21 protein-coding genes are annotated in these 25,398 nt (G+C 44.8%); 14 read left to right on the top strand and 7 right to left on the bottom strand.

Annotated elements, in window-relative coordinates; all coding sequences use genetic code 11:
• Nucleotides 1–268: 268 nt before the first annotated feature.
• A complete protein-coding gene (locus tag OCV44_RS18175; RefSeq protein ID WP_139683769.1) occupies nt 269–1,432 on the top strand; it encodes an amino acid permease in 1,164 nt (387 codons plus the stop codon).
• Nucleotides 1,433–1,567: 135 nt separating this feature from the next.
• On the opposite strand, the gene OCV44_RS18170 is transcribed toward OCV44_RS18175, so the two are convergent.
• Nucleotides 1,568–2,005, bottom strand: coding sequence for a MarR family winged helix-turn-helix transcriptional regulator (locus OCV44_RS18170; protein WP_211349747.1), 438 nt, complete (start codon nt 2,003–2,005; stop codon nt 1,568–1,570).
• Nucleotides 2,006–2,132: 127 nt separating this feature from the next.
• Between OCV44_RS18170 and OCV44_RS18165 the strand changes: the two genes are divergently transcribed.
• Entirely contained in the window at nt 2,133–2,555 is a 423-nt protein-coding gene (locus OCV44_RS18165; RefSeq protein ID WP_012601111.1) for an organic hydroperoxide resistance protein, read from the top strand.
• Between the two features lie 88 nt (nt 2,556–2,643).
• Here OCV44_RS18165 and OCV44_RS18160 read toward each other — a convergent pair whose 3' ends face one another.
• Nucleotides 2,644–4,623: a methyl-accepting chemotaxis protein gene (locus OCV44_RS18160; protein ID WP_139683508.1), complete on the bottom strand. Its 1,980-nt coding sequence runs from the start codon at nt 4,621–4,623 to the stop codon at nt 2,644–2,646.
• A gap of 425 nt (nt 4,624–5,048) precedes the next feature.
• Between OCV44_RS18160 and OCV44_RS18155 the strand changes: the two genes are divergently transcribed.
• Nucleotides 5,049–5,222, top strand: a complete 174-nt coding sequence (locus OCV44_RS18155) for a hypothetical protein (RefSeq protein WP_139683509.1) — start codon at nt 5,049–5,051, stop codon at nt 5,220–5,222.
• Between the two features lie 127 nt (nt 5,223–5,349).
• A complete protein-coding gene (locus OCV44_RS18150; protein ID WP_139683510.1) occupies nt 5,350–5,934 on the top strand; it encodes a TetR/AcrR family transcriptional regulator in 585 nt (194 codons plus the stop codon).
• A gap of 120 nt (nt 5,935–6,054) precedes the next feature.
• Here OCV44_RS18150 and OCV44_RS18145 read toward each other — a convergent pair whose 3' ends face one another.
• Entirely contained in the window at nt 6,055–7,920 is a 1,866-nt protein-coding gene (locus tag OCV44_RS18145) for a fructose-specific PTS transporter subunit EIIC (protein WP_139683511.1), read from the bottom strand.
• A gap of 243 nt (nt 7,921–8,163) precedes the next feature.
• On the opposite strand from OCV44_RS18145, the gene OCV44_RS18140 reads away from it, so the two are divergent.
• Nucleotides 8,164–8,466: a PTS fructose transporter subunit IIB gene (locus tag OCV44_RS18140; RefSeq protein WP_009846233.1), complete on the top strand. Its 303-nt coding sequence runs from the start codon at nt 8,164–8,166 to the stop codon at nt 8,464–8,466.
• 7 nt (nt 8,467–8,473) lie between these two features.
• Nucleotides 8,474–9,247, top strand: coding sequence for a PTS sugar transporter subunit IIA (locus OCV44_RS18135; RefSeq protein WP_139683770.1), 774 nt, complete (start codon nt 8,474–8,476; stop codon nt 9,245–9,247).
• A 150-nt stretch (nt 9,248–9,397) separates the two neighbouring features.
• Here the strand turns inward: OCV44_RS18135 and OCV44_RS18130 are convergent, their stop codons facing one another.
• Together OCV44_RS18130 and OCV44_RS18125 are read right to left on the bottom strand one after the other, a co-directional pair.
• On the bottom strand, nt 9,398–11,176 hold the full coding sequence (locus OCV44_RS18130) for a sodium:solute symporter family transporter (RefSeq protein ID WP_139683512.1): 1,779 nt from the start codon (nt 11,174–11,176) through the stop codon (nt 9,398–9,400).
• 574 nt (nt 11,177–11,750) lie between these two features.
• On the bottom strand, nt 11,751–12,590 hold the full coding sequence (locus tag OCV44_RS18125; protein ID WP_029223612.1) for a helix-turn-helix transcriptional regulator: 840 nt from the start codon (nt 12,588–12,590) through the stop codon (nt 11,751–11,753).
• Between the two features lie 378 nt (nt 12,591–12,968).
• Between OCV44_RS18125 and OCV44_RS18120 the strand changes: the two genes are divergently transcribed.
• From OCV44_RS18120 to OCV44_RS18105, 4 genes are all read left to right on the top strand, one after another.
• Nucleotides 12,969–14,873 carry a PTS fructose transporter subunit IIABC gene (locus OCV44_RS18120; RefSeq protein ID WP_139683513.1) on the top strand — a complete coding sequence of 635 codons (1,905 nt, stop codon included), beginning with the start codon at nt 12,969–12,971 and terminating at the stop codon, nt 14,871–14,873.
• Nucleotides 14,874–14,988: 115 nt separating this feature from the next.
• Nucleotides 14,989–16,206 carry a mannose-6-phosphate isomerase, class I gene (gene manA, locus OCV44_RS18115; protein WP_139683514.1) on the top strand — a complete coding sequence of 406 codons (1,218 nt, stop codon included), beginning with the start codon at nt 14,989–14,991 and terminating at the stop codon, nt 16,204–16,206.
• Between the two features lie 258 nt (nt 16,207–16,464).
• The gene (locus tag OCV44_RS18110; protein ID WP_086969293.1) at nt 16,465–16,905 is read left to right on the top strand and encodes a PTS sugar transporter subunit IIA; all 441 of its coding nucleotides are present in this window, start codon (nt 16,465–16,467) and stop codon (nt 16,903–16,905) included.
• 13 nt (nt 16,906–16,918) lie between these two features.
• On the top strand, nt 16,919–18,331 hold the full coding sequence (locus OCV44_RS18105; RefSeq protein ID WP_139683515.1) for a fructose-specific PTS transporter subunit EIIC: 1,413 nt from the start codon (nt 16,919–16,921) through the stop codon (nt 18,329–18,331).
• A 107-nt stretch (nt 18,332–18,438) separates the two neighbouring features.
• Here the strand turns inward: OCV44_RS18105 and OCV44_RS18100 are convergent, their stop codons facing one another.
• On the bottom strand, nt 18,439–20,064 hold the full coding sequence (locus tag OCV44_RS18100; protein ID WP_139683516.1) for an ABC transporter substrate-binding protein: 1,626 nt from the start codon (nt 20,062–20,064) through the stop codon (nt 18,439–18,441).
• A 158-nt stretch (nt 20,065–20,222) separates the two neighbouring features.
• Here OCV44_RS18100 and mpaA point away from each other — a divergent pair, with 158 nt between their 5' ends.
• Nucleotides 20,223–20,924, top strand: coding sequence for a murein tripeptide amidase MpaA (gene mpaA, locus OCV44_RS18095; RefSeq protein ID WP_246091689.1), 702 nt, complete (start codon nt 20,223–20,225; stop codon nt 20,922–20,924).
• Between the two features lie 148 nt (nt 20,925–21,072).
• Here the strand turns inward: mpaA and OCV44_RS18090 are convergent, their stop codons facing one another.
• The gene (locus OCV44_RS18090; RefSeq protein WP_139683518.1) at nt 21,073–21,975 is read right to left on the bottom strand and encodes a hypothetical protein; all 903 of its coding nucleotides are present in this window, start codon (nt 21,973–21,975) and stop codon (nt 21,073–21,075) included.
• 534 nt (nt 21,976–22,509) lie between these two features.
• Here OCV44_RS18090 and OCV44_RS18085 point away from each other — a divergent pair.
• The 3 genes from OCV44_RS18085 to OCV44_RS18075 all read left to right on the top strand — a co-directional run bounded on the left by OCV44_RS18085 (nt 22,510) and on the right by OCV44_RS18075 (nt 25,327).
• Nucleotides 22,510–23,658 (top strand): S-(hydroxymethyl)glutathione dehydrogenase/class III alcohol dehydrogenase, encoded by a 1,149-nt coding sequence (locus OCV44_RS18085; RefSeq protein WP_017064961.1) that lies wholly within the window; start codon nt 22,510–22,512, stop codon nt 23,656–23,658.
• 153 nt (nt 23,659–23,811) lie between these two features.
• On the top strand, nt 23,812–24,651 hold the full coding sequence (gene fghA / locus OCV44_RS18080) for an S-formylglutathione hydrolase (protein WP_139683519.1): 840 nt from the start codon (nt 23,812–23,814) through the stop codon (nt 24,649–24,651).
• Between the two features lie 274 nt (nt 24,652–24,925).
• Nucleotides 24,926–25,327: a hypothetical protein gene (locus OCV44_RS18075; RefSeq protein ID WP_139683520.1), complete on the top strand. Its 402-nt coding sequence runs from the start codon at nt 24,926–24,928 to the stop codon at nt 25,325–25,327.
• Nucleotides 25,328–25,398 lie beyond the last annotated feature (71 nt).

Raw genomic sequence — 25,398 nt, 5'->3', positions numbered from 1 at the left:
TAAGGCATCCGTTAATCAGCCGTATAGAACGAATGATTAAACGGCTGGTAATGATCATAAGTTATCAGAAAGATAAAACAACTCACAAGATGAATACCAAAAACAACCAGCCATATACAGCGCAAATCTCTTCGTAAATTTTTTAGAAAAATTCAAAAATAATTAGGATTTAACCCCTAACTTTACTGAGTATTTTGTTAGTCTTGGAAACAATTATTTACAATCCAAACAAAAATTAATTGGATCGCTAGAGGTTGTTTTTTTGAATATGAAATTATTCGGCAGTTCCCTAATCCTTTCAGGAACTGCATTAGGGGCAGGCATGCTTGCTATTCCCATGGTGTTGGCCCAGTTTGGCTTCATGATCAGCTCAGTGCTGATGCTACTTATCTTTATCGGCACCACCTACTCAGCACTCCTCTTGGCAGAAGCGTGCACCAAAACCAAAGACAACAGTGGCATGAGCAGCGTTGCTTACTTAACGCTAGGCAGCAAAGGTAAACACTTTATCAATGCACTCTTTTACCTGCTGTTGGTGTGCATGCTCATCGCTTATATCTTGGGTGTCGGCGACATCATTCATAAGCTACTGCTCGATGTCGGCGTAGACATCTCTGCATCCGCTGCTTATACCGTTTTCAGCCTATTAATGGGTGTGATTGTGGTGGCGGGTAAGTCGTATATCGACAAGTTAAATCGCGGTTTATTCATCACGATGATGGTGATGCTGCTTATCGTTATCGCCTCTTTGTTTAGCAACATTCGCCTTGATTACCTGACTCAAGCTAGCAAATACACGGCTAATGACGTGGTGCAGTACAGCGCAGTTATCTTTACCAGCTTTGCCTCTATGGTGGTGATTCCGTCACTGGTTATATACAACCGAGAAGCGACTCAAAAGCAGATCCGCAATATGATTCTGCTAGGCTCTGTTATTCCACTAATCTGCTACCTCACTTGGTTATTCGCGATTATCGGTAACCTTGGTACAGACGCTATCAGCCAATTCCATAACATTTCAGAACTGATCTCGGCGTTTAGCGGGCAGTCTGCTTGGTTAAAAGTAGTGATTGCGCTGTTCTCAGTATTGGCATTGGTAACCTCTTTCCTTGGTGTGTCTATGGCGCTGTACGACCAGAACAAAGATGCAGTCACCAGCAACAAAGCATTGGCTTATGCCCTAACCTTCGTTCTACCTTTGGTATTAGCTAAGTTATTCGCTAGCCAATTCGTGAGTATGTTGGATTACGCGGGGATGGTGTTGGTGTTCTTAGCTATCTGGGGACCACTTGCAATGGTGGTTAAAGTTCGTAGGCCAGACTTTCCTCACCTACAAACCGAAGGCAGCTATACTGCAGCTGGTGGCGACACAGCACTAATGGCAACATTCGGCTTTGGTGCGTTGATTTTCGTATCTTGGTTTATGGGATAAATCCCAAGTGAATACACTATCTGTTGCCATTTAGAAGACAGCAGATACAAAAAGCCCGTTAGTCCGATTATTACCAGCCGGACTAACGGGCTTTTTATTTTCTGATTATCATTACCGTGAGTTAAACGGTCTTTCTTACTTGGTCAAATGACCAAGCAACTGCTCACACTGTGCTTTTAGTGATTTAAGCTCATCTTCATTCATCTTAGAAAGACATAGCATTTCAACTGGCACGGTCTGCGCTTGCTCTTTGAGCTCTATCCCTGCAGGCGTCAGTGTAGTAACTCGAACTCGTTCATCTTCAGCACTGCGAGTTCTAAGCACGTAACCTTTCGTTTCCAAGCGCTTGAGTAAAGGCGTCAACGTACCTGAATCCAAATGCGTTTTTGCGCCTAGGGCTTTGACATTTATCTCTTTTTCTTCCCACAGCACCATCATCACAATGTACTGCAAGTAAGTAAGGTCAAGCGCTTTCAGTAAAGGTTGATACGCTCTACTCATTGCATTCGATGCACTATACAGCGCAAAACACACCTGATTATCCAGTTTTAGATAGTCATCTTGGTCGCTCATGATCACCTCACCAATAAATTAAATTGCGCACAATATACTTGCGTGCTCGAATTTTATCAATTAAGCTAGCTTTAAAATTAAGTTGCGCGCAATTTAATTTCACACAATTCAAACAAGGACTAAGACAATGACAACACTCTACACAACTTCTGCTACAGCTACTGCAGGTCGTAACGGCCAAGTTTCTACTGATGACAACCTGCTTTCAGTGGCGTTGAGCTACCCTAAAGAGATGGGCGGAACAGGTGAAGCGACAAACCCTGAGCAACTGTTTGCTGCGGGCTACTCTGCGTGTTTCTCAAATGCTCTACTTCATGTAGCTAAAGAGATGAAAATCAAAATCGCATCGGCGCCAACGACTGCAACAGTCGGTATTGGACCAAATGAAAACGGTGGCTTTGCTTTAACTGTTGCTCTATCGATTGAACTGGATCTAGAGCAAGAACAAGCTGTGACGCTTGTGAAAACGGCGCACCAAGTTTGCCCTTACTCAAACGCGGTTCGTGGCAACATTGATGTGAAATTGTCGGTTAACGGACAAGCGCTTTAGCCGCTTCATCCCCCCCTCCCGCTAAAAAATGTCCCGCACTAGGCGGGACATTTTTTATATGCGATAGAAAGCTTCTAGCTCTGAGTTGCTAACTCTTAAACGTATTCGAGAGCTCTTTCAGCGATGTTGCCAACTCAGCCTGCTCTTTCGCTGTTGCAGCAATTTGCGTTGCGCCTGTCGTAGATTCTGTCGACTTCTGCTCTACCGCGACAACGTTCTGAGCAATATCTTGAGTCACTACTGCTTGCTCTTCAGTTGCGGTTGCGATCTGCTCTGCCATGCTGAATATTTCGCTCACAGCCCCTGAAATATCTTGCAGGGTCTGTTCTACTCCTCGTGAGTCTTCAACCGCTCTTGAAGACATCTTCTTGCTGTTATCAATCACATTGAACGCTGTTTGCACGTCAGATTGTAGCGAGTTAATGAAGCCTTCAATTTCCGAAGTGGACTGTTGCGTACGCTGAGCCAAAGTACGAACTTCATCGGCTACGACAGCAAAACCACGACCTTGTTCACCAGCTCGAGCGGCTTCAATCGCTGCATTTAACGCTAACAAATTGGTTTGTTCGGCAACGGATTTAATCACATCAATCACACTGTTAATGTTGTTGCTACTTTCGTGTAGATGAGTGATTTTTTCAGCGAGGCCGTTAATCTCAGAAGCCAAGGTTTCTATCGACTCATAGGATTGTTGAACCGTGCTTAAACCTTGCTGTGATTGTTCATCAGCGATCTTCGCTGAGCTTGCCGTTTGCTGTGTTTTAGCCGCGACTTCATTCACCGTCGCTGATAGCTCTTCTGTTGCTGTCGCAATCAAGCCAATCTGGTCTTGCTGTTCAACTAAGGTGCTTGAGTTGTATTGGCAAGTTTGCGCCGTCTCTTCTGCTGCTGAAGCAAGTGTAAGGCTAGATTGAGATAGGTTATCGATAACTTGAGAAAACTTCTCTAATGTTTCATTAAGCGACGATGAGATTTGACCCAGTTCGCTATTACCTTCGTAAGTCGCACGAACGGTTAAATCATTGTCATTTCGGACTTTAGAAAGTACTCGCGTTAGATCTCTAACTCGAGTCGTTAAATCAGTAATGGCTTTGAAGCTAACAAAAGTTGCGAACAAAGTGATCACAACAAACATCACAATGCTGCCCATCATTGCTGATTGAGCTTGCTGAGTTTTCTGATCAGTCAGTTTAATAAGAGACTCTGCTAACTGATTTTCGGTCTTCTTCAACTGAACAATGCGGGCTGTGGATTGAGCAAACCAATAAACAGGATCGACATCAAAACCACTCATTTTCGATTCAGCCACATCACGAAGTTTTTCCACTTCAGCCACCGAGCGATCATTCAGTTGTTGTTTAAAGAAATCAACGTTATCTGGGTTACCCAAAACTTCAAAGTTCGCAAAATATGTATTTTGCTCGGTTACCAAAGAGATGAATTTAACCAGCATTCCCGGGCCAAATTCATTTTTAGAAAAGGTGTTGTTGAGAACCGCACGTTCGATACCCGCACGCTCTTTGCCTTGTAGAAAGTTATAGTAGGCGATGGTTTCTGCCGTGATAGTGGCATCAGTACTTAGCTCAGCAATTAATGCAGATACACTCAATAACTTAGCATTAAGTTTAGTGTAGTAACCTAATGCTTCAGAAAGGGGAATCGATTGAGAATCTACTCGATTACGAATCGAAGTGATTTGGTTAAGACTTTGGTTGATTTCAGTATTCAGACGCGTGATCTGCGATAAATCGATGTCTTCAGACTGCCAGTACTCGGTTCTTTGACTGCGTTTGCTGTCTGCGTTAATTCTTTGCGCTTTTAGTTCACTGCCAAACTTGTTTCCCTGTGAGCCGATAAAACCAGCGGTCATACCACGCTCTTTTTGTAACTCGTGCACCAATTCACTGTACACGACTGACAAACGCGTAAGTTGGTTTAATGATGACATTTCACTGGTGGTTTCTACGCCTTTCGAAATGGCAGAAACACTAAGCCATAAAAACCCTAAGATCGGTAAGATAAGCAAAGCGATGATTTTTTGCTTAAATGACATATCGGTTAAATTCATTATTATTTCCCTAACAACTAACAAATCTTTTTCAGTCACAAACTAAGCTTCCTACTAACGAGCACGCCTTAATTGTAACCCTATAATTATTTGAACTGATCCATATTAATAGTGACCTAACCACACTGATCAGATGAGCAAACGGTAACATTTAACCTTATAAAACTCATTGGTTTATGAATAAAACTGTTAACTATCTGACTTAACCAGACGAAAAATACGTGTAACAACATTTCCCTGACGCAGTGACTAAAAATTGACAGTTTTTGCATAATCATAAAGTGGTAGATCAGCACTTACGGTGTAATCCTTACCAAGCATTTCACCCGCGAACATCTATATATTCAGCATCAAATATGTATACTTCCGAGCCCGTTAAATAGAGACTCGCTGTAAATATGCGATAACCACTGAGAGATATTTTTATGGATTGCCCCGCTTGCGAAAAACACATTGGTTGGGAATGGGTAGAAGAGGAAGCAATCGAACCCAATGAAGAGTTCGACTGCCCTGAGTGTGAAGAAACTCTGATGTACGCTATCGATGAAGGCACCTATTACGGCGCGCAGCATAAAACCGTCGAAGTTGTTGATGAATAGAGTTTTTTATTACCGATTGATGCTCTCGATCTTGGCGAGATTGCCAGAGTAATCAGACACTCCTTTACTGGAACGAACGTTCAGCATAAAATATTGAACATATGTTCAAATTAATGAAGTAAATGTTATGGCCAAGACAGCGAAGTTCGATAGACAAGACGTAGTAGATAAAGCGACTAACCTGTATTGGGAAAAGGGCTTTCACGCAACTTCTATGCGCAACCTGCAAGACGTGATTGATATGCGTCCGGGCAGTATTTACGCGGCTTTTGGCAGCAAAGAAGGCTTGTTTAAAGAAACATTAGCTCGTTATACCGAACTTGGCATTCTCAACCTGAACCGCTTTCGCAGCGAAACTGACTCTCCAATCAAAGCGCTCGAAAATTTTGTAAAACGTGCCGTTGTCGAATCGAAACAAAGCGCGCCTAACGGCATGTGTATGCTGGCTAAAACAGTAGCTGAACTGACGGATGAGCACGCTGAATTATTAGAAGAAGCCAAGAAATCACTGAAGATCATGGAAGGTGAGTTCGCTAAGCTGATTGCCGAAGCACAAGGTTTAGGTGAGATAAGTAAAGATCGAGAACCCGCTAAACTTGCTCGCCACGTTCAGGTTCAAATTGCAGGGCTACGCACTTATGCAAAAACCTGTGACGACATCGATTTGCTTAACTCAATGGTTGAAGACGTATTTAAGTACCACCCTTTTTAAAAGCTGAACTTGTTTTAGCAGCCATACAAAAAGACTCCACTGTTAGCTAAAGGCTAGCGCGGAGTCTTTTTAGTTTTGATCTAGTTAACTTTATAGATGATAAATTTCACTGTTTAAGGATTACACCTTTCTCATGATCAGCGCCTGCGCATTAAGCATCGCCTCTTTGGTGCTGACATCTAACGTTTTCACGTTCGCAAAGCGTTCGATCTCTTTAATCGCCACATCATGAGCAAAAATCACCAACCTCGCCCGCTCAATGTCTTTCTGTGTAATGCGATTGCCGATTCCGTTGGCACCCTGCGTTTCGACTTTAATCCGAACCCCAAGATGATGAGCCGCCTTTTCCAAAGACTTAGCCGCAAGAAACGTATGAGCAACACCAGATGGACAAGAAGTGATCGCCAATACATCCGCTTGCCCTTCTTCCGTTATCGAGCCACCCGTAAACTGATTAGAATTTGCTTCGCCTTCGACCACGTTCTTTTTCAGTAGTATCACGATCAGAGCCGTCGTGAGTGCTCCTGCTAATGTCCCGACGATATAGCCAATTTTGCCGTCAACCACCGGCAACACTATCCAGCCGCCCCATGGTGCATGGTTGATGACATGGAACATAAAGCCAACCACATTACCGACAATGCCACCAGCAACAACAGCAGGCAGAACTCGCGCAGGATCGGCGGCAGCAAAAGGAATCGCACCTTCACTGATGCCGATCATGCCCATAATACCCGCTGCTTTTCCGGCTTCGCGTTCGTCTCGTTTGAATTTCTTAGGTGATATGAAAGTGGCAAGCGCCATGCCTAATGGTGGCGTACAAATGGCAATACCGACGCCCCCCATTAGCCAAGGTTGAGTGTTCACCTGCGTTTGAGCAAACAGCGTCGCCACTTTGTTGATTGGGCCGCCCATATCAAAGGCCGTCATCGCCCCTAAAATACTGCCCAACACCACTTTTCCTGAGCCCGCCATGCCAGTCAGCATTTGGTTCATCTCAAGCATCACATACGCGATAGGAGAGCCAATCACCCACATCACCACCCCACAGGTTACAAAGGTGCCGACTAATGGATAGATGAAGATCGAACTCAGCGAGATCATACTGTCTGGCAGTTTGATCTTCTTGAGCACATTAACCACAAAGCCAGCGAAGAATCCGACCACAATTGCACCAAGGAAGCCGGTACTGTACTGATTCACTGCGAGCCAAGAACCAATCATGCCCGGAGCTAAGCCCGGTTTGTCGGCCATTGAATATGCAATGTAACCACCGAGCACGGCGGTAAACAGGGTTAGCCCCGCGATACCCATTTGTGCTATGTCAGCCAGAACACCGCTCTCAGGCACTGCGCCATGGCCAGACATCATTACCGACAAAGACAAAAGTACCCCACCCGCGACCACAAATGGGATCATGTGCGAAGTACCGTACAACAAGTGTTCTTTAAGACGATTAAGAGACTGAGCCCACGGGCTTAATGGTTCGCTGTAAACTTCATGATGACTAGAAGCGTAGCTATCGAAAGATTCAGAATTCGCTTCGAGAAACAGCTCTTGAGCTTCCTCGACCGACTCTACCGCCTTTAATTTTGTAACAAAACCATCTTCGATCAATCGAGTTGAGATCTGAGCCAGAACCTCAATATGATGATCATCGCTATTGTCTGGCGACGCGAGCATAAAAAACACATCCGACAGTTCGCCGCCGTCTGCGCCATAATCGATACCCGTTCGGCTAATACCTACCGCCACAGCAGGTTTAGCTACAGCAGTGCTTTTCGCGTGTGGAATCGCAATACCATCATCAAAGCCCGTATTGCCGATGGCCTCACGCTTCCAGATATCATCAAGGAATTCACTTTTATTGGAGAGCTTGCCCGCACGGTCAAGCAGTTCGACAAGCTCTTCAAATACCGCCTGTTTTGAGTCTGCCTTTAAATCCAGACAGATAATCTCCGGCTCTATAATGTCAGTGATGTCCATGTGCTGCCTCGTCCGAGTACCAATTTAAGTAAATGAGATAAAGAGGTTAATAATATGAAAAGACTAACGAGGCAAGGCCGCTCGATATATAGGACGAAAGGTGCATTAACTGGATAATTGTAACCAAGAAGCAAGAGTGTGACGTTCACCTTTGAATTAAAAACGGGAATCCATAAACTTCCTAGATTCAGATAGTCCCATCGATCCAAGTAAACTGTCGATCTAAGCACACCGAGAATAATAATGAGAATTGTAGCGGTAACTGCGTGCCCTACAGGCATTGCGCACACCTATATGGCAGCTGATGCACTAAATAAAACAGCCCCAAAATTCAATGTTTCAATCAAGGTTGAGACTCAAGGCGCTATGGGGATTGAAAACTTACTGACAGGCCAGGATATTACCCTCGCAGACAAAGTGTTGATCGTCTCTGATATCGACATCGAACAACCAAGCCGATTTGACCCCGCGAAAACCGTCTTCATTCCCATGGAAGAGGTGTTATTGAGTGTCGATAAAGTCTTTATCAAGCATTGTCGAACTTAAACCTTTTATGAACGAATACCAGATCACCTTCTTCGTTGACGACCCTGCCGCAAACTCACACGTCGCGCAGCCGCTTACTCGCTTAGCGAAGAAGTTCAAAAGCAACATCCGCATTATCAACATCACTCAAAATCGAACCGCTGATCTATCCAAATCCGTCGCGATGCTACAAGTAGGTTTACTTCGTGGGGATTTATGTCAGATCACCGCGGTGGGGATTGATGCGGAGCTGGCCTGTTTTGTTCTTAAGGACGTGATCGCCGAGCATTACGCCATGGTTGGCTCACAAGTGAATCATGAATTCTCTAGCGATTTAATCCAGCGTATGCCGCAGATATGTCCACCGTGTGACATCAAATGGCACCATGCCAAAGCACAAACTCAGCTAACAAAATTTGAATGCTTAAAAGGGCTCGCCCACCTCGTTTATCCAGAAGATCCAGATGAGCTGATTCTGGCATTTATTAAGCGTGAAGAACGTTCCTCAACCTGCGTATCACCGGGCATCGCACTGCCCCATGTTATGTTTGAATCGACTCAAGATCTCTCGATCGCGGTCATCGTCAGCGACGAAGCGATTGATTGGGCATCTCAAATTGGCGAAGTACACGTTGCTATCGCACTCGTTCTGCCAACTAAACCAGAACGAGCACATATTGTGGCGGCTACCAACTTAACTAGAAACCTACTTCACGATCAGGTCAACGAGCGTTTGCAAAAGACTCGAAGCAGTGTCGATTTGCAAGCCTTGTTGATGTATATCTCATCGCGTCTGATTTAGTTCTTCTCTCCCTTTCAAATTCAATTTATTAATCAACTAAGTTACTCATTCCATTGGTTATAATCTCCATTGTTCACACAATAAAAAACGGCTGAGCAATCACGCTCAGCCGTTCTATTTCTAAATTGCTTATCTTGTAGGTTTAGTTACCTAAGCAGTTTTGTTCTCTTGTTTCGCATCTTCCACCGAGTCGTCCACGGCTTTCACCAGCATCAGACCAACGATAAACACGATACCACCACACAGTACAAACATCATTCTTCCCCAGAATGGGTTCGGCAGAGCAAACATCGCCATTACTGCCACACCAGACACTGCAATCAGTGAGCCCAGCATGTGGCGTTGCTTGTTATCCAGTTTCTTCTGCGCTGTTGATTCAGAAACCAAAGGTGTCGCAAGGTTGTTGAAGAAGGTGTCTACATCTTTCTGACGAGACGCTTCTAGTGGTTTGTAGAACAACGTCGACAGAATGAAGAAGCCGCCTGTAAACGTTAAGTGAGCAATCAGACCTACCGCTACTTTCAAATCAGACCATTCACGGCCTGTTAGCGGCTCTAGGTTGAACCAGTTTTGTAGCATTTCAGCGGTAATCACGAAGCCTACGATGTAAGACACAATCGCACCGACTACTAGCGTGCCCCAACCTGCCCAATCCGGAGTCTTCTTAATGAAGAAGCCACAAAATGCTGGAATCGTCATTGGGAAACCGATTAATGCACCGACGTACATCATGGTGTCGAACAGGCTCAAACCTTTCAGAGAGTTTATAAACAGTGCGATAAGGATGATAGCGATACCAAACACCGAAGACATCAACTTAGACACAACCATCAACTCTTTCTCTGTCGCGTTTGGACGAAGAATCGGTTGGTAGAAGTTGATAACAAAGATACCTGAGTTACGGTTTAAACCTGAGTCCATTGAAGACATGGTTGCTGCAAACATCGCCGCAATTAGAAGCCCTACCATACCTGCTGGCATGTATTGCTCTACGAAGTATAGGTAAGCGAAGTCGCCCGCTTTAGAACCTGCATCTGGGTAATGCGCCGCAAGATCAACGCCTTGTCCAGCTACAAACCAAGGTGGCATGAACCAAATGATTGGACCAATTGTCATCAGAATACATGCCAACAGAGCCGCTTTCTTCGCGTTCTTTGAGTCTTTTGCCGCTAGGTAACGGTAAGAGTTCAACATGTTGTTGGTGATACTGAACTGCTTGAAGAAGATGAAGAATGCCCAGATTCCGAAGATGCTTACGTAGTTCAGATTGTTACCAGAAACGAATGATGCGCCTTCTGCTACTGGGAAGTCATTAATGATCTCAGTAACACCGCCACCTTGCACAATAGCGACCGCAGCACACGTTACCGTTACCGCCATGATGATAACCATCTGCATGAAGTCAGACGCGATAACCGCCCATGAACCGCCTGTCACCGACATCACAAGTACGACAAGACCAGTTAGAACGATGGTTGTCGTCATGTCGAAGCCAAAGATGCCCGATGCGATAATCGCCAAACCGTTTAGCCAGATACCCGCAGAAACAATACTGTTCGGCATGCCAGACCAAGTAAACACTTGCTCGTTAAAGCTACCAAAGCGCATACGAATCGCGTCAATTGGCGTGACTACACGCAGTTGACGGAATTTCGGAGCGAAGTACAGGTAGTTCATCAGGTAACCAAAGGCGTTCGCCAGGAAGATAACCGCGACAGCCATACCATCGGCATACGCTTTACCTGCTGCGCCAGTGAAGGTCCAAGCACTGAACTGAGTCATAAACGCAGTCGCGCCAACCATCCACCAAAGCATGTTACCGCCCCCGCGGAAATAATCACTGGTTGTACTGGTGAACGTTCTAAACATCCAACCTATTGCAATAAGGAAAAGGAAATAAATTCCTACGATCAGAGTATTGAGTTCCATGTATAAGTCTTCTTTATTATTAATATCTGAAGAGCATATTATCCGTAGAAACTTTAATTTGTAGTATTATAAGTCAAGATTGTGATAAGCCGTATAAACCTGAATATTTAATTTTTAGACCTGAATTACACGTTAGTGAATAAAGAATATAAAGATACAAACTAAACATTAAAAATCAATAGATTAAAGACATTCCAATCAGTAATCCAACCAACAACAACGGGCTTTTATCGTCTCGACAAATGAATTTTAATTTACTTTAAAACCATTCAATGCATCCAGTTAATATCTAAACCCTTAGACGTTCAATCCAATTAATAGAGAGCGAAAAATAATAAGCAACTCGCACAATCAAACCTTGTTGTTATTAATTGGAGCTATTTAGAGAATCACAATAAATACACCAAGCGCAGAGAAAGGTTTGATAATAGATAAGGAAAAACGGTAGAGAAGAGAAAGCTTAGAAGAAAACACAAAGCAAATTGATCACCACCACACAGAGTCAGTTATGATGATCAAGTCATACAAAATTCGCTCGTCTAAGATCAGATCGAGAAGATAATTTGAAGCGGTATCAGATTGACCCACGATATTCGGTTGGGGTTCTTCCTGTGCGATTCTTAAACACTCGACAGAAGTAGTTCACATCCTTAAAACCACAACGCACAGCCACTTCATTGAGCTTGAAGTTGTACTTCTTGAGCATGAACTTGGCGCGATCAACACGAACACGAGTAATGTACTCGGCTAACGTCATATGACCTTGCTGGCGGAACATTCGCGACAAGTGATTGGATGAAATGCTAAAGCGCGAGGCAATGCTGTCTCGGGTGATCTGGCGGTGGAAGTTTTCTTGAATGTAGATACAAATCCCCTGATACACATCCTGTACTCGGCTATGAGATTTTTCTACGGGCGCTTCCAGCATGGTTTTACTGTATTGCAGTAGAGCTTGCAGCAATAACTCATCCATCGGCTGCTTGTTACTCTCTCTCGCTAACGAGCTGAGCGCCTCCAAAATGTTATCAATCGCAAACCCAGAGCGAGTCTGAATACTGTGTTTTTGAATATCGTAGAAGCTCTCTTCCCCTTTGCGCTTGCTCACCAAGCTTAAACCCAGTTGACGACGACCAAACAACATACTCAACACTGAACAATCGGTATCCCAGTTAGGTTTATTCCAACAGTTGGGTGGGATGAAAATCGCATCTCCCGCTTTAGCAATAACGTTAGTGATCTTACGATCATGACTCTCCATTTCATTAATATACTCTCCGTCTAGCACTAACTCTAAGCGCGGAAAGTTCACCTGATAACTGCATGCTGAAGGCGTGTGAAAATCTCCAGCAAACCAGATGTTATGAAACGGTTCTCGCTCGTTTAATACAGACGAGATTAAGTCATGAAATATCATTATTCGAACTCTTAAGGGCAGCAATAAGGCTACGGAAATAGATATACCTGTAACTGAAACATAGCGCTATTGAGCAAAATCACAATTTGAGATCTAGGCTACAAAAATCCAGTCACGGAAATAAATTTCCAGTAACGAAACTGACCTAGCTCGTTCCTGCCCTGATAAACAAATACGCTACAGCCCTTATAAATAAAAGCCTCAACACATCTTAAACTCTGTCAACACCGCCTTAAAAACGACCACTCGACCGATCAAAATCACACTCCACTTATAACGCAACAATCATCCAGTAAATGCGTTTTTTCTTCACTACAGAAGGTAAGCCGTAGATTCCAGAATACCCCTAACAAAATAAAAACAGAGTAGGGGTTCATTATGATCACGACATTGATCAATCAAGATTTGATTAAGCTTTCGCTTAGCGCTAATTCAAAAGAAGACGTATTTAAAGAGCTGATAGACGTGCTGTACGCACAAGGCAGAATCTCAGACAAAGCACAGTTTCTTGCCGACATTAAGGCGCGTGAAGAACAAGGTAATACAGGGTTTGAAGAGGGCATTACCCTGCCACATGCGAAAAGCAGCGCGGTGATCAAACCCGCGGTTGTTATCGGCGTCCACAAGCAGGGTATCGAGTACGGCGCCGATGACGGTCAGCCATCAAAACTCTTCTTCATGATTGCCTCTCCTGATGGCGGCGATGATCACCACATCGAAGTATTGGCAGAGCTTTCTTCAAAACTGATTGAAGAAGGCTTTATCGAAAGCTTCATGAATGCTCAATCTGAACAAGAAGCATTAGAACTACTGCTTACCAAACCTGAGCCTTCAGAAACGGAAGCCAACGTTGAGAAACAAGGTTTCATCATTGGTGTCACTGGCTGCCCAGCTGGCGTTGCACACACTTATTTGGCAGCTGAAGCACTAGAGAAAGGCGCAGCGGCTCTTGGCTACGACATCAAGGTCGAAACCAACGGCTCGATAGGCGTTAAAAACAGCCCAACTCAAGAAGAGATCGAACGCGCAGACGCGATTGTCGTCGCTTGTGACAAACAGGTCGACATGGCTCGCTTTGCCGGAAAACGCGTTATCAGCACCAACGTGAAAGCGCCAATCAAAGACGCGCAAGGCTTGATTAAGCAAGCTCTCAATGCACCTAGTTACCGAGCTGAACAAGCGCCGACCAACCAATCTGTTGCAGAGAAAGCCTCACAAGCACGTTCAGACCTTTATCGTTACTTGATGAATGGCGTATCACACATGATCCCATTCGTGGTGACTGGCGGCCTATTGATTGCCCTTGCACTGGCGATTGGCGGCGAGCCAAGTGAATCTGGCATGGCGATTCCTGCTGGCAGCATGTGGAACCAAATTCTAGAAGTCGGTGTGGTTGCGTTCACCCTGATGATCCCAATCTTGGCGGGCTACATTGCTTACGCGATTGCTGACCGCCCTGCTCTAACCCCAGGTTTGATTGGCGGTTGGATTGCTAACAACGGCTCTTTCTACGGCGCTGACGCAGGCACAGGCTTCATTGGCGCAATCATCGCAGGTCTATTAGTGGGTTACTTCGTTAAATGGATCACCTCGTTCAACTACCACAAATTCGTTCAACCGCTTGTGCCTATCATGATCGCTCCGATCACTGGCTCTTTGTTCATCGCAGGCTTATTCATCTTTGTGATTGGCGCACCTATCGCTGGATTGATGGATGCTCTTACTGCACTACTAACGAGCATGAGCACAGGTAACGTGGTTCTGCTTGGCATCGTATTGGGTGGCATGGCCGGTTTCGATATGGGTGGCCCATTCAACAAGGTCGCGTTCCTTTTCTCGGTCGGCATGATTGCCAGCGGTCAAACTCAGTTCATGGGTGCAATGGCGTGTGCAATCCCTGTCGCTCCATTGGGCATGGCTATCGCAACCAGACTCGGCCGTAAGTTCGACCTGTTCGAATCTTCTGAAATTGAAGCCGGTAAAGCAGCAGGCGCAATGGGCTTGGTGGGTATCTCTGAAGGTGCAATTCCTTTCGCGGCTCAAGACCCGATGTCGGTTATCCCTGCCAACGTGCTTGGCTCAATGACGGCAGCAGTAATGGCGTTCTCATTCGGCATCACCAACAGCGTGGCTCACGGTGGTCCTGTGGTCGCTCTACTAGGTGCAATGAACTACCCAATGCTCGCTCTTCTGTGCATGGCATCAGGTGCGGGTGTGACTGCGGTTACTTGTATCGCGCTTAAAAACCTACGCAAAGCCAAGCTAACAGCAGCAGCGGCTTAAGCCATTTCAACTCCAATGGCTTGAGCACCTCTACTCTAATTTTTTAGTAGCTAATACTTTAGTTGCAAATAGGCCGAATAGAGCTCAAGCCATGTTTCCCTTCATGGTGATTTCGATGTCTGATTTTTCTTTAGCGAACGATTCGTTCGTACAACGCTTTTTCTACCCTATGACTAACGTGATTCAAAACTACGCATGGGGTAGCCCTTCTTCGTTCAACCAACTGTTTGGTATTGATAACCAGTCTGGTGAGCCACAAGCCGAGATATGGATGGGTGCTCACCCTAATGGTTGCTCGATGGTGACTGATAACGGGCAGCAGACCACATTGTCGAGCTTGATTTCTAAGAACCTGAACCTGTTTTTAAGCGAGAAAGTGGCAAGTCGCTTTGGCGAACTGCCTTACCTTTTCAAGGTGTTAGCGGCTGAGAAAGCGCTATCTGTTCAAGTTCACCCAAACAAGCAACAAGCGGAATCTGGGTATGCTCTTGAAGAGCAGCAAGGCATTCCGATGACGGCTGGCAATCGTAATTACAAGGATGCCAACCACAAGCCAGAACTGGTGTATGCCCTAACTGACTACACCGCGATGAATGGTTTTAGATCAATCAGCGAGATCCTTGAGCACTTCCACTACCTTGATATTCCAGAGCTGCATTCGATGGTCAATGACCTAGAGGGCGACCAAACTCCCAATGGATTAGCGAGCTTCTTCGCGAGCTTATTGTCTTTGCAAGGAGAACAAAAAGGCATGGCGCTGACCATGTTGCAGGTGAAGGCGAAGCTTTCAGATACACCTGTGTTCCAGTTGATTTCAGAACTGGAAGAGCAATACCCGGGTGATGTCGGGTTGTTTGCTCCACTGCTATTGAACGTGCTCACTCTAAAGCCTGGGCAAGCCATGTATCTGGATGCAGAAACGCCCCACGCCTACATCAAAGGAACTGGATTAGAGATAATGGCGAACTCTGACAACGTACTCCGCGCAGGATTGACGCCTAAATACATGGACGTGAATGAACTGGTTTCTTGTACGAGATTCAATGAAAAGCCGGCGGATAGGTTACTGCTCAGCCCAATAGAGCAAGGTGATGTGATGGAATACCAAACTCCAGTTGAGGATTTTAAGTTCTCTATCGTGCAGAATTCTCACCAGAGAAAAATCACCACCGAAGGTGCAGAGATCCTACTACCTCTCGATGAATCCATGGTGCTAACCCATCAATGTGGTGAAACCTGCGTGATAGAGAAAGGCCAATCGGTGTTCATTCCCGCTTACGCTGAGAGTTACAAACTCGATTGCGTTGGACGCGTGGCGCGTGCTTACAGCTAGCTCTACAAAGTAAATACAAACACTGATCATGCCCTGCTTTGCGGGGCATTTTTGTTTCTGAGGAGGTCGCTCGGCGTGTCAAAAACCTAATCAAAAACGCCATCAAATATGACCCATCTCACACTGCATTAATGATGCAAATCACACTTAATTTTGCTGGATACAAATGTACAGTGAAGGGCTTTTATTTGCTATTTCGCGAATCGGGTTAATCCATTAATTTTAATTCAAGAACTTCAATAGTGAATGAGTTAATAAATGATCACACAGCTAACTAACGTCAACTTAATTAATAACAATCTTCAAGCGAATAATAAAAAAGAACTGTTTGAAGAATTGGCGGGCATGTTATTTGAGAACAACCGAATCAATTGCAAAGATACTTTCTTATCAGGTATTGAAATTCGTGAATCTCAAAGCATCACCTCAATGGATGGCATCGCTTACCCTCACTCCAAAAACCAAGCGGTTACAGAGCCTGCCATTGCTGTCGGTGTAAAACGTGAAGGTATTGAGTATGGCGATGAAGACGGCATTAACCCAACGGTATTTTTTATGATTGCATCACCAGATAACGGTGCTGACCATCATATTTATGTACTACAAGAACTGTTTGGAAAATTCAGCGATGAATTTATCCAGAATATCCATAACGCAAAAGATGAACATCAAATCCTTAATATTTTAATTAATTCATAAGGCGTAGACAATTATGAGCACCCTAGCAAATCAAGCTACCAATACTAGCAATAAAAATAGTAGTAGCGACTATAAAAAAATCCTAAGTACCATGAAAGGCCATCTGCTTTTCGGTACATCACACATGCTACCTTTCATCGTAGCCGGTGGTGTTCTATTGGCTTTAGCGGTAATGGCATCAGGCAAAGGCGCTGTACCTGCAGACGGCCTGCTAGCAGACATCTCTAATATCGGTATCAAAGGCCTTGTTCTTTTCCCAATCATTCTTGGCGGCTTTATTGGTTACTCAATTGCAGATAAACCGGCACTGGCACCTGCGATGATCTCTTCTGGCATCATGGCTGATATGGGCGGCGGCTTCCTTGGTTGTATCGTGGCAGGCTTTATCGCCGGTGGCGTGGTGTTCCAACTTAAGAAGATCCCGCTTTCTGCGAACATGACAGCGCTGGGTGCTTACTTCATCTACCCGCTTCTAGGCACGTTAATCTCTGCCGGCATCGTACTGTGGGGCATTGGTGAGCCAATCAAACTGTTCATGTCTTCAATGAACGAGTTCCTAGCTTCAATGGCTGGCGCGTCTAAGATGGTTCTGGGCACAATCCTTGGTGGTATGACGGCGTTTGATATGGGCGGCCCTATCAACAAAGTCGCAACTCTATTTGCTCAAACTCAAGTAGACACACAACCATGGCTAATGGGCGGTGTAGGCATCGCGATTTGTACACCACCTCTAGGTATGGCATTGGCGACTTTCCTATTCAAAAACAAGTTCTCTAAACAGGAGCAAGAAGCAGGTAAAGCAGCAGCAATCATGGGTTCTATCGGTATCTCTGAGGGTGCTATCCCGTTCGCAGCGAACGACCCAATGCGCGTACTTCCTTCAATCGTTGCCGGTGGTATCGTTGGTTGTGTGTTTGGCTTCATGACAGACGTTCTACTTCACGCACCATGGGGCGGCCTAATCACTGCGCCAGTATCAAGTAACATTCCAATGTACGTGGTCGGTATTGCACTAGGTTCACTAACTACGGCGGTTATCGTTGGCTTCTGGAAACCTGTCGCGGTTGAAACAGAAGAAGACATGGTTGAAGCGCCAGTACAAGCTCAAACAGCTCCTGTAGCTGGCGAAGGCGAGTACGACATCGTAGCCGTAACATGTTGCCCTTCTGGTGTTGCACACACCTTCATGGCAGCGAAAGCACTGGAAAAAGCAGGCTTAGCAGCAGGCCTTAAGATTAAGGTAGAAACTCAAGGTCAAAACGGTATTCAGAACCGCATCAGCGACCTAGATGTAGCGAACGCGAAGCTAGTTATCTTGGCTCACGATATTCAAGTGAAAGACGCTCACCGCTTTGCTAACGCGAACGTGATTGAGTGTTCAACGAAAGAAGCGATGAAGAAAGCCGCGGACATGGTGGCTATTTAAAACCTGAAACAAGTTAGAAGATAAAATTACTACCCCCTAGTAACTAAAATCCCTATTCGCCTTGTCAGCGAATGGGGATTTTATATTTATATAATGTTCAAAGCTTTTTACTGCTTGATATAAAGATCCTTAGAATAGATTCGGCCTTCTACGTTGTTCTTGGCAAACCCACCGACACTTGGTCGCACTAGGCGAGCTTGCATGTAGTAGTAGATTGGCGCGATCGGCATATCTTCAGCCAGTAACTGCTCCGCTTGGTCATAGAAACCTTGGCGTTCTTGCTCATTAGTTGCAGCCAATGCGCTATCCATTGCTGAGTCGTACTTTTCGTTGTTGTAACGAGCAAAGTTACCCGAAGACTCAGATCGCAATAAGCTCAAGAAGGTAGATGCTTCATTGTAGTCACCACACCAAGACGCTCGCATCACATCAAAATCACCTTGGCGACGTGATACTAAGTAAGACTTCCACTCTTGGTTTTCCAACTCAACTTGCGCGCCTAGATTACTTTTCAGCATGGATGCAATCGCCACCGCAATCGACTTATTCGATTCACTGGTGTTGTAAAGCAATTTAAAATCTAGCGGGTTAGAAGCATCGTATCCGGCTTCTTTCAGCAACTCTTTCGCCTTTTGGTCACGCTCCCTTTGAATCCATGTACTGTACTCAGGTTGAGTGGCATCAAAACCTGCCGTGTATTCATGAGCAAAGGTATAAGCCGGTAAGTTACCTACTTGAGTCACTCCATTAGTAATCACATTACGCATCATGGAATAAGACACCGCTTTACGCACTCGCGCATCATCAAACGGAGGGCGCGTGGTATTGAACGCGTAATAGTAAGTACACAATAAAGGTACCGCTGTATACGCGTCTTGATATTTCATTTTTAGCTGCTGCGCCATGTGTGTCGGCACATCAGACGTAATATCGACCTCGCCCACCGCATAGCGATTAATCGACGCATTCTGGTTCTCAAACGGAATGTAAGTCACTTGGGTTAAGTGCGTATCTGAACTGTCCCAATAGTTAGGGTTCTTCTCCAGTTCAATGCGCTCGTTAACCACCCACTCGCCTAAAACAAACGCACCATTACCAACAAACTGCTTCGGATCGCTCCACGGCTTATCGCTGTTTTCTAGCGTAGCCTTGTGAACGGGCATCATTGAAGTGTGGCCTGTCATCGCCACAAAGTATGGCACTTTGCTATCGAGTTCGAATTTCACCGTGTGCTTATCAACCGCCGAGATACCGAGCTCTTCAACGGGCTTCTTACCTTCTGCCACATCAGCGATGTTGTTGATTTGAGTCAGCTTAAGATACCAAACATTCGGCGAAGCGAGTTTCGGATCGACCGCGCGTCTTATCGCATACACGAAATCATCGGCCGTCACCGGATCGCCATTCGACCATTTAGCATCTTTACGCAAGTGGAATACAAACGTCTGGTTGTCTTCGGTTTCCCAAGATTCCGCAACACCTGGGGTGATATTGCCATCGCGATCTTGGATCACTAAACCTTCAAACAGGTCACGTAGAATATGCATTTCAGGCAAGCCTTCTGCCTTTGCCGGATCGAGTGTCGCAGCTTCTGCATCATTGGCTCGCACCAAATGTTGGTCTTTTGCCAGTGAAACACCAGCAGGTAAGGTATCAGCAACGGCAGTCACTGAGATAAAAGGGGTCAATAAAGATGAAATGAGTAAAGCCGTTGAATGTTTCTTAAAATCCATGTTTTTTTGCTCTCCTAGCCTATCTTTGAAGCAAAGTAATAAAATTAACAATGCGACGGTTGACGAGTTTTGACGCTATGGTTTATTTAATAGAGGTCATCTAAATAGTAGTGACTCTTTGATACTACTTGATCAATCAGGAGATTAAGGTGAGTTTAATTCCAAGAACGGAAAGAGCTGCGTTTTCAATAAAGCCGCTGTTATATGGAAAGTCGGTGTTGGGTGCGCCTTTGCTCTATTTCCCCGCGCAAATCGAAAGCGAAGCTCGCGGGCTAATTTTAGCAGGCACACACGGCGATGAAACCGCTTCTATCGCAGGTTTGTCTTGCGCGCTAAGAAGCTTACCGGCTGCCAACTTACGACACGATGTGATTCTGTCGATGAACCCAGATGGCAATCAGCTAGGTACTCGCGCCAACGCTAACCAAGTCGATCTGAACCGCGCCTTTCCAACTCAAAACTGGACAGAAAACGGCACCGTCTACCGCTGGAGTTCTCACACCCCTGTCAGAGATGTAAAAGTAAAAACGGGGCAAGCCGATCAGCTTGAACCGGAAGTGCAGTCGCTCATCAACCTCATTGAGCAACGCCAACCCAAGTTCGTCATATCTTTCCACGAACCACTCGCCATGGTCGACGACCCAACTCAGTCAGAACTCGCCTCTTGGCTAGGCAAACAGTTCAACCTACCACTCGTCGAAGACGTTGATTACGAAACCCCAGGCTCATTCGGCACATGGTGCCAAGAAAGAAGCCTACCGTGTATTACCGTAGAACTGCCGCCAGTGTCTGCTGATTTGACTATCGAGCAATATTTGGATGCGTTTGTGACTGTGTTGGGGTGTGAGGGGGTTGTTTAAATGAGATCCTTTAGGCTGAAGGAGTTTATTAACACTTACCTCAGTCATTGTTGTTCCAATCTCAGTATCCCCTATTACAAATAAGGCACTGGTTACTACAAATATAGTTACAACTTACACTCTCCAGGCTATGTAACACACACTACGATTACTGAGGAGGGTAAGTACTAGCATCAAAAGCTGAGTGATCTATTGTGTGTGAGTTCTTTTCCATTATGTATTCAATTGTTTCTAGTAGACGTGTGTGATTGATCGGTACTCGCTTGTTTCCTTCATATATAGCCTTATCTTGAGATTCTGGAAACAGACTCAAAAGGTTTTGCTCTAAAAAACGATTAGATTCATAGACCAAATCTCTATATGTACTTCTGTTTAACTGATGAAGCTCCGCAACCCCAGTGATAAACTGATCAAGAATTCGATGCAAATCTAAGCCCTTATCTTTATAACTGTTAGCTTCCATAACGGCTTGCAATCTTTTCAACTTCGCTTTTGACGGATCTCGACTTTCGATGAATTCTAACAGCTTCGTTTGATCGACACATGAATACAAAACAATCGTCTTTTTGTGAAAACCATATGTAAAAACATCCATTAACATAGCTTGATGTTGGACATAGTTCCGCAATTCGTCCCCCACCGCGTAGCCATCATTAGTCTCAAACAATTTATTCCTGAAGACTTTAAATTCTTCGTGATTTTTATCCTGCCCAGTTAATTTACCTATAAATGAAGTATTGGCTTTGTGTTGATAACACTTGTCTAAATACAACTTGCTCAGATTGAGAGTTGTTAACAAAAGTCTGTTTGCCTTAAGTCTCCATTCATAAGCTATGTGCTTAGGTATCAGTCCCATGCCTGAAAACTGTATACATGCATGGTACAAATGTGTTTTATAATCTGTATAAGACTGAACAACCTGATCATGAAGCTCTTCAAATAGATAAATCTTTTGCAAAGTTTCAAGACCTTTCTTGTACCTTACAAATTCTTGCTCGCTAAGCTCATGTTTAATTTGGTTAGGGTAAGCGCTGAAGAAGTAATACTCCATTATGTTTTGTTCCCAATCTGAAGACTGCTCCTACTATACCATAAACATCTGAATTATAAGGAAGTATGTCTTTCCCAAAAATCCTCACAGTTGAAAATGACCGACTTGCTTATCCTTTGAAAACAGATAATTAATAGGGAAAACTTAGCTGTAATACTATGAGATTTAACCTAAAGACATAGTTTTCACTGTGAGAGACAACAGATAAAAGCATGTTTGAGTCTACAACGAGAAAATAGGCGGAAAGCTTACGTCCCATTTGTTTCTAATAAATGTCTTACCTACATAGTTCCTGTTTACTGTGTCCTTAGATTTTCTGAGTAATCCCCCCCTCTCCGAACTCCTCTGAATACACCAATTATTACAAATAAGTAATAATCATTTTCTATTTAAGGGGATTATCAAAACATATACTCACACCTATACTAGCTCCAACAAAACGAGAGAGCGGAAACAATTAAGCTCAACTACTCTTAACGGGTTGAATTTAATTGCACGGTTATCCGCTGTACTGACATATATAGGAAACATCCAATGACAATCGAAATTAAACCTGGTCAAACTCATATCAAATCAAAAGCAATGGTTGCATGGGCAGCTGGCGAGCCACTAAAAATGGAAGAAGTTGATGTACAACTTCCTAAAGCTGGTGAGGTTCTAGTTCGCATCGTTGCTACTGGTGTTTGTCACACTGACGCATTCACATTATCAGGTGACGATCCAGAAGGTATCTTCCCTTCAATCCTTGGTCACGAAGGTGGCGGTATCGTTGAGATGATCGGCGAAGGCGTTACCAGTGTTGAGATTGGCGACCACGTTATCCCACTTTACACCGCTGAATGTGGCGAATGTAAATTCTGTAAATCTGGTAAAACTAACCTATGCCAAGCGGTTCGTGAAACGCAAGGTAAAGGCCTAATGCCAGACGGTACAAGCCGCTTCTCTATCAATGGCGAAACGATTTTCCATTACATGGGTTGCTCTACTTTCTCTGAGTACACAGTACTTCCAGAAATCTCACTAGCAAAAGTAAGCAAAGAAGCACCGCTTGAAGAAGTTTGTCTTCTAGGTTGTGGTGTAACTACGGGTATGGGCGCGGTACTGAACACAGCTAAAGTTGAAAAAGGCGACAACGTTGCTGTATTCGGCCTTGGCGGTATCGGTCTTTCTGCAATCATTGGTGCTCGCATGGCTGGTGCTGACCGCATCATCGGTGTAGATATCAACGAGAGCAAATTCGAGCTAGCAAAACAGCTTGGCGCGACCGACTGCATCAACCCAACTAAATTCGACAAGCCAATCCAAGACGTTATCGTTGAGATGACAGACGGTGGTGTTGAGTACTCTTTCGAGTGTATTGGTAACGTAAACGTGATGCGTCAAGCACTTGAGTGCTGTCACAAAGGTTGGGGCGAATCAGTAATCATTGGTGTTGCAGGTGCAGGCCAAGAGATCGCAACTCGTCCATTCCAACTAGTGACTGGTCGAGTATGGCGTGGTTCTGCTTTCGGTGGTGTTAAAGGCCGCTCTGAGCTTCCAGAAATCGTTAACCGTTACATGGCGGGTGAGTTTGGTCTTCAAGAGTTCATCACTCACACTATGGGTCTGCAAGACGTAAACGAAGCATTCGACCTAATGCACAAAGGTGAATCTATCCGTACTGTTCTACACATGGATAAGTAATTCTCCTTGGTCTCGATACTTAGGTGTCGAGGCCAAAGCTATAAATGAAAAGCAACAAACTGTCTTCACCACCTCCTGCCCGGTGGGTGGTGAAACTTTAAGTGATATAGACAAATTTACTCCCAAAACCATCAACCTAACGGAGCACCATAGATGACAATCGAAAACATTAGCCAAGCAAAGGTTGCTGGTGGTTGGCACAAACAATACACCCACTTTTCTGCAACGCTTGACTGCAACATGCGTTTTGCGATTTTCTTGCCACCTAACGCAAGCAAAGAAAACCCAGTTCCTGTTTTGTATTGGTTATCAGGCTTAACCTGTACCGATGAAAACTTCATGCAAAAAGCCGGCGCGTTCAAAGCTGCGGCTGAGCAAGGCATTGCCATTGTTGCCCCTGATACAAGCCCACGCGGCGAAGGCGTTGCCGACGATGAAAGCTACGATCTCGGCCAAGGTGCAGGCTTCTATGTGAATGCCACTCAAGCACCATGGGACAGCCATTACCACATGTACGATTACGTGGTAACAGAGCTCCCAGCGCTGATTGAATCGTTCTTCCCTGTAACATCAGTGAAATCAATTTCTGGTCACAGCATGGGCGGACACGGTGCCCTAACGATTGGTATCAAAAACGAAGATAGCTACCGTTCTATCTCCGCATTCAGCCCAATCACCAACCCAATGCAATGCCCTTGGGGACAAAAAGCATTCAACCAATATCTAGGCTTAGATATTGAAGAGTGGAAGCACTACGATGCCTCTGAGCTTCTAAAAACCAAAGGCACTAAACTGCCAATGTTGGTTGACCAAGGCGAAGCCGATAACTTCCTGATTGAGCAGCTTAAGCCTGAACAATTAGTCGAAGCGGCTAAGGTAACCAATGCCGATTTAGAGTTGCGTATGCAGCCAGGTTACGATCACAGCTACTTCTTCATCTCTAGCTTTATTGATGAGCACATTGAGTTCCACGCTGCTTACCTAAACAAATAGTCACACCTATTTAGCCCACACCTTGCAAAAGCGTGAGGTGTGGGCTTTTTTGTGCCTGCTGTTTGCTTACATTCATCAATCAAAACTGAGGGTTGCATGCAGAGAGGGCATAGAGTAGTAAGCTAAGATTTAAAACGGTAAGTTATGAACAGTGTGTCAATTCGTTCAAGTTTCCTAACAGACAGGTGTCGCCTTCACTTATTCATACTCTTACAATCAGCAAATCAAACCTGTTACCATAGCGTCTTCAACATCACCTATTTTGAAGGTTGCTATGAAAGCAATTAAGACTCTTTTCTTCCTGATGGTTTTATTAAGCGGTCTGTTTACCGCTTGGCTGTTTATCCCGACTCCAGCGATCATGGACAAGCAAACGCTCGACCTTCCATTAACGGAACCATTCAAGCTTGTGGCATATCGCAGTAACCCGAATGATGCAAGCAAGCCGCTGACTTACCACTACTATGTGATTTCAGATGTGGTTGGCGTGGACGACATGGACCCGTTCCTGATTACCACAGACCAGTTCGTGAAGCTTGGCGAATTCGACGAGAATACATTCAACTTAACGGTTAACGGTAAGATCGAGAGTTACACCAATGATCTGTGGATCCAAAAGGCCGACGGCAAACTGCAACACTTGTATGTAAGTGTTGATGCTAACTATGTCCGCTAAGATCAAGCAGCAATAAACCTCATTTCTAAAACTGCGCTTTGGCTTCCAAGCGCAGTTTTTGTTTCTAGCGT

This window comes from Vibrio tasmaniensis, assembly GCF_024347635.1.
GTDB classification, from domain to species: domain Bacteria; phylum Pseudomonadota; class Gammaproteobacteria; order Enterobacterales; family Vibrionaceae; genus Vibrio; species Vibrio tasmaniensis.
Note: the sequence above shows the minus strand (reverse complement) of the source record. Positions and strands in the feature narration are given on the sequence as shown.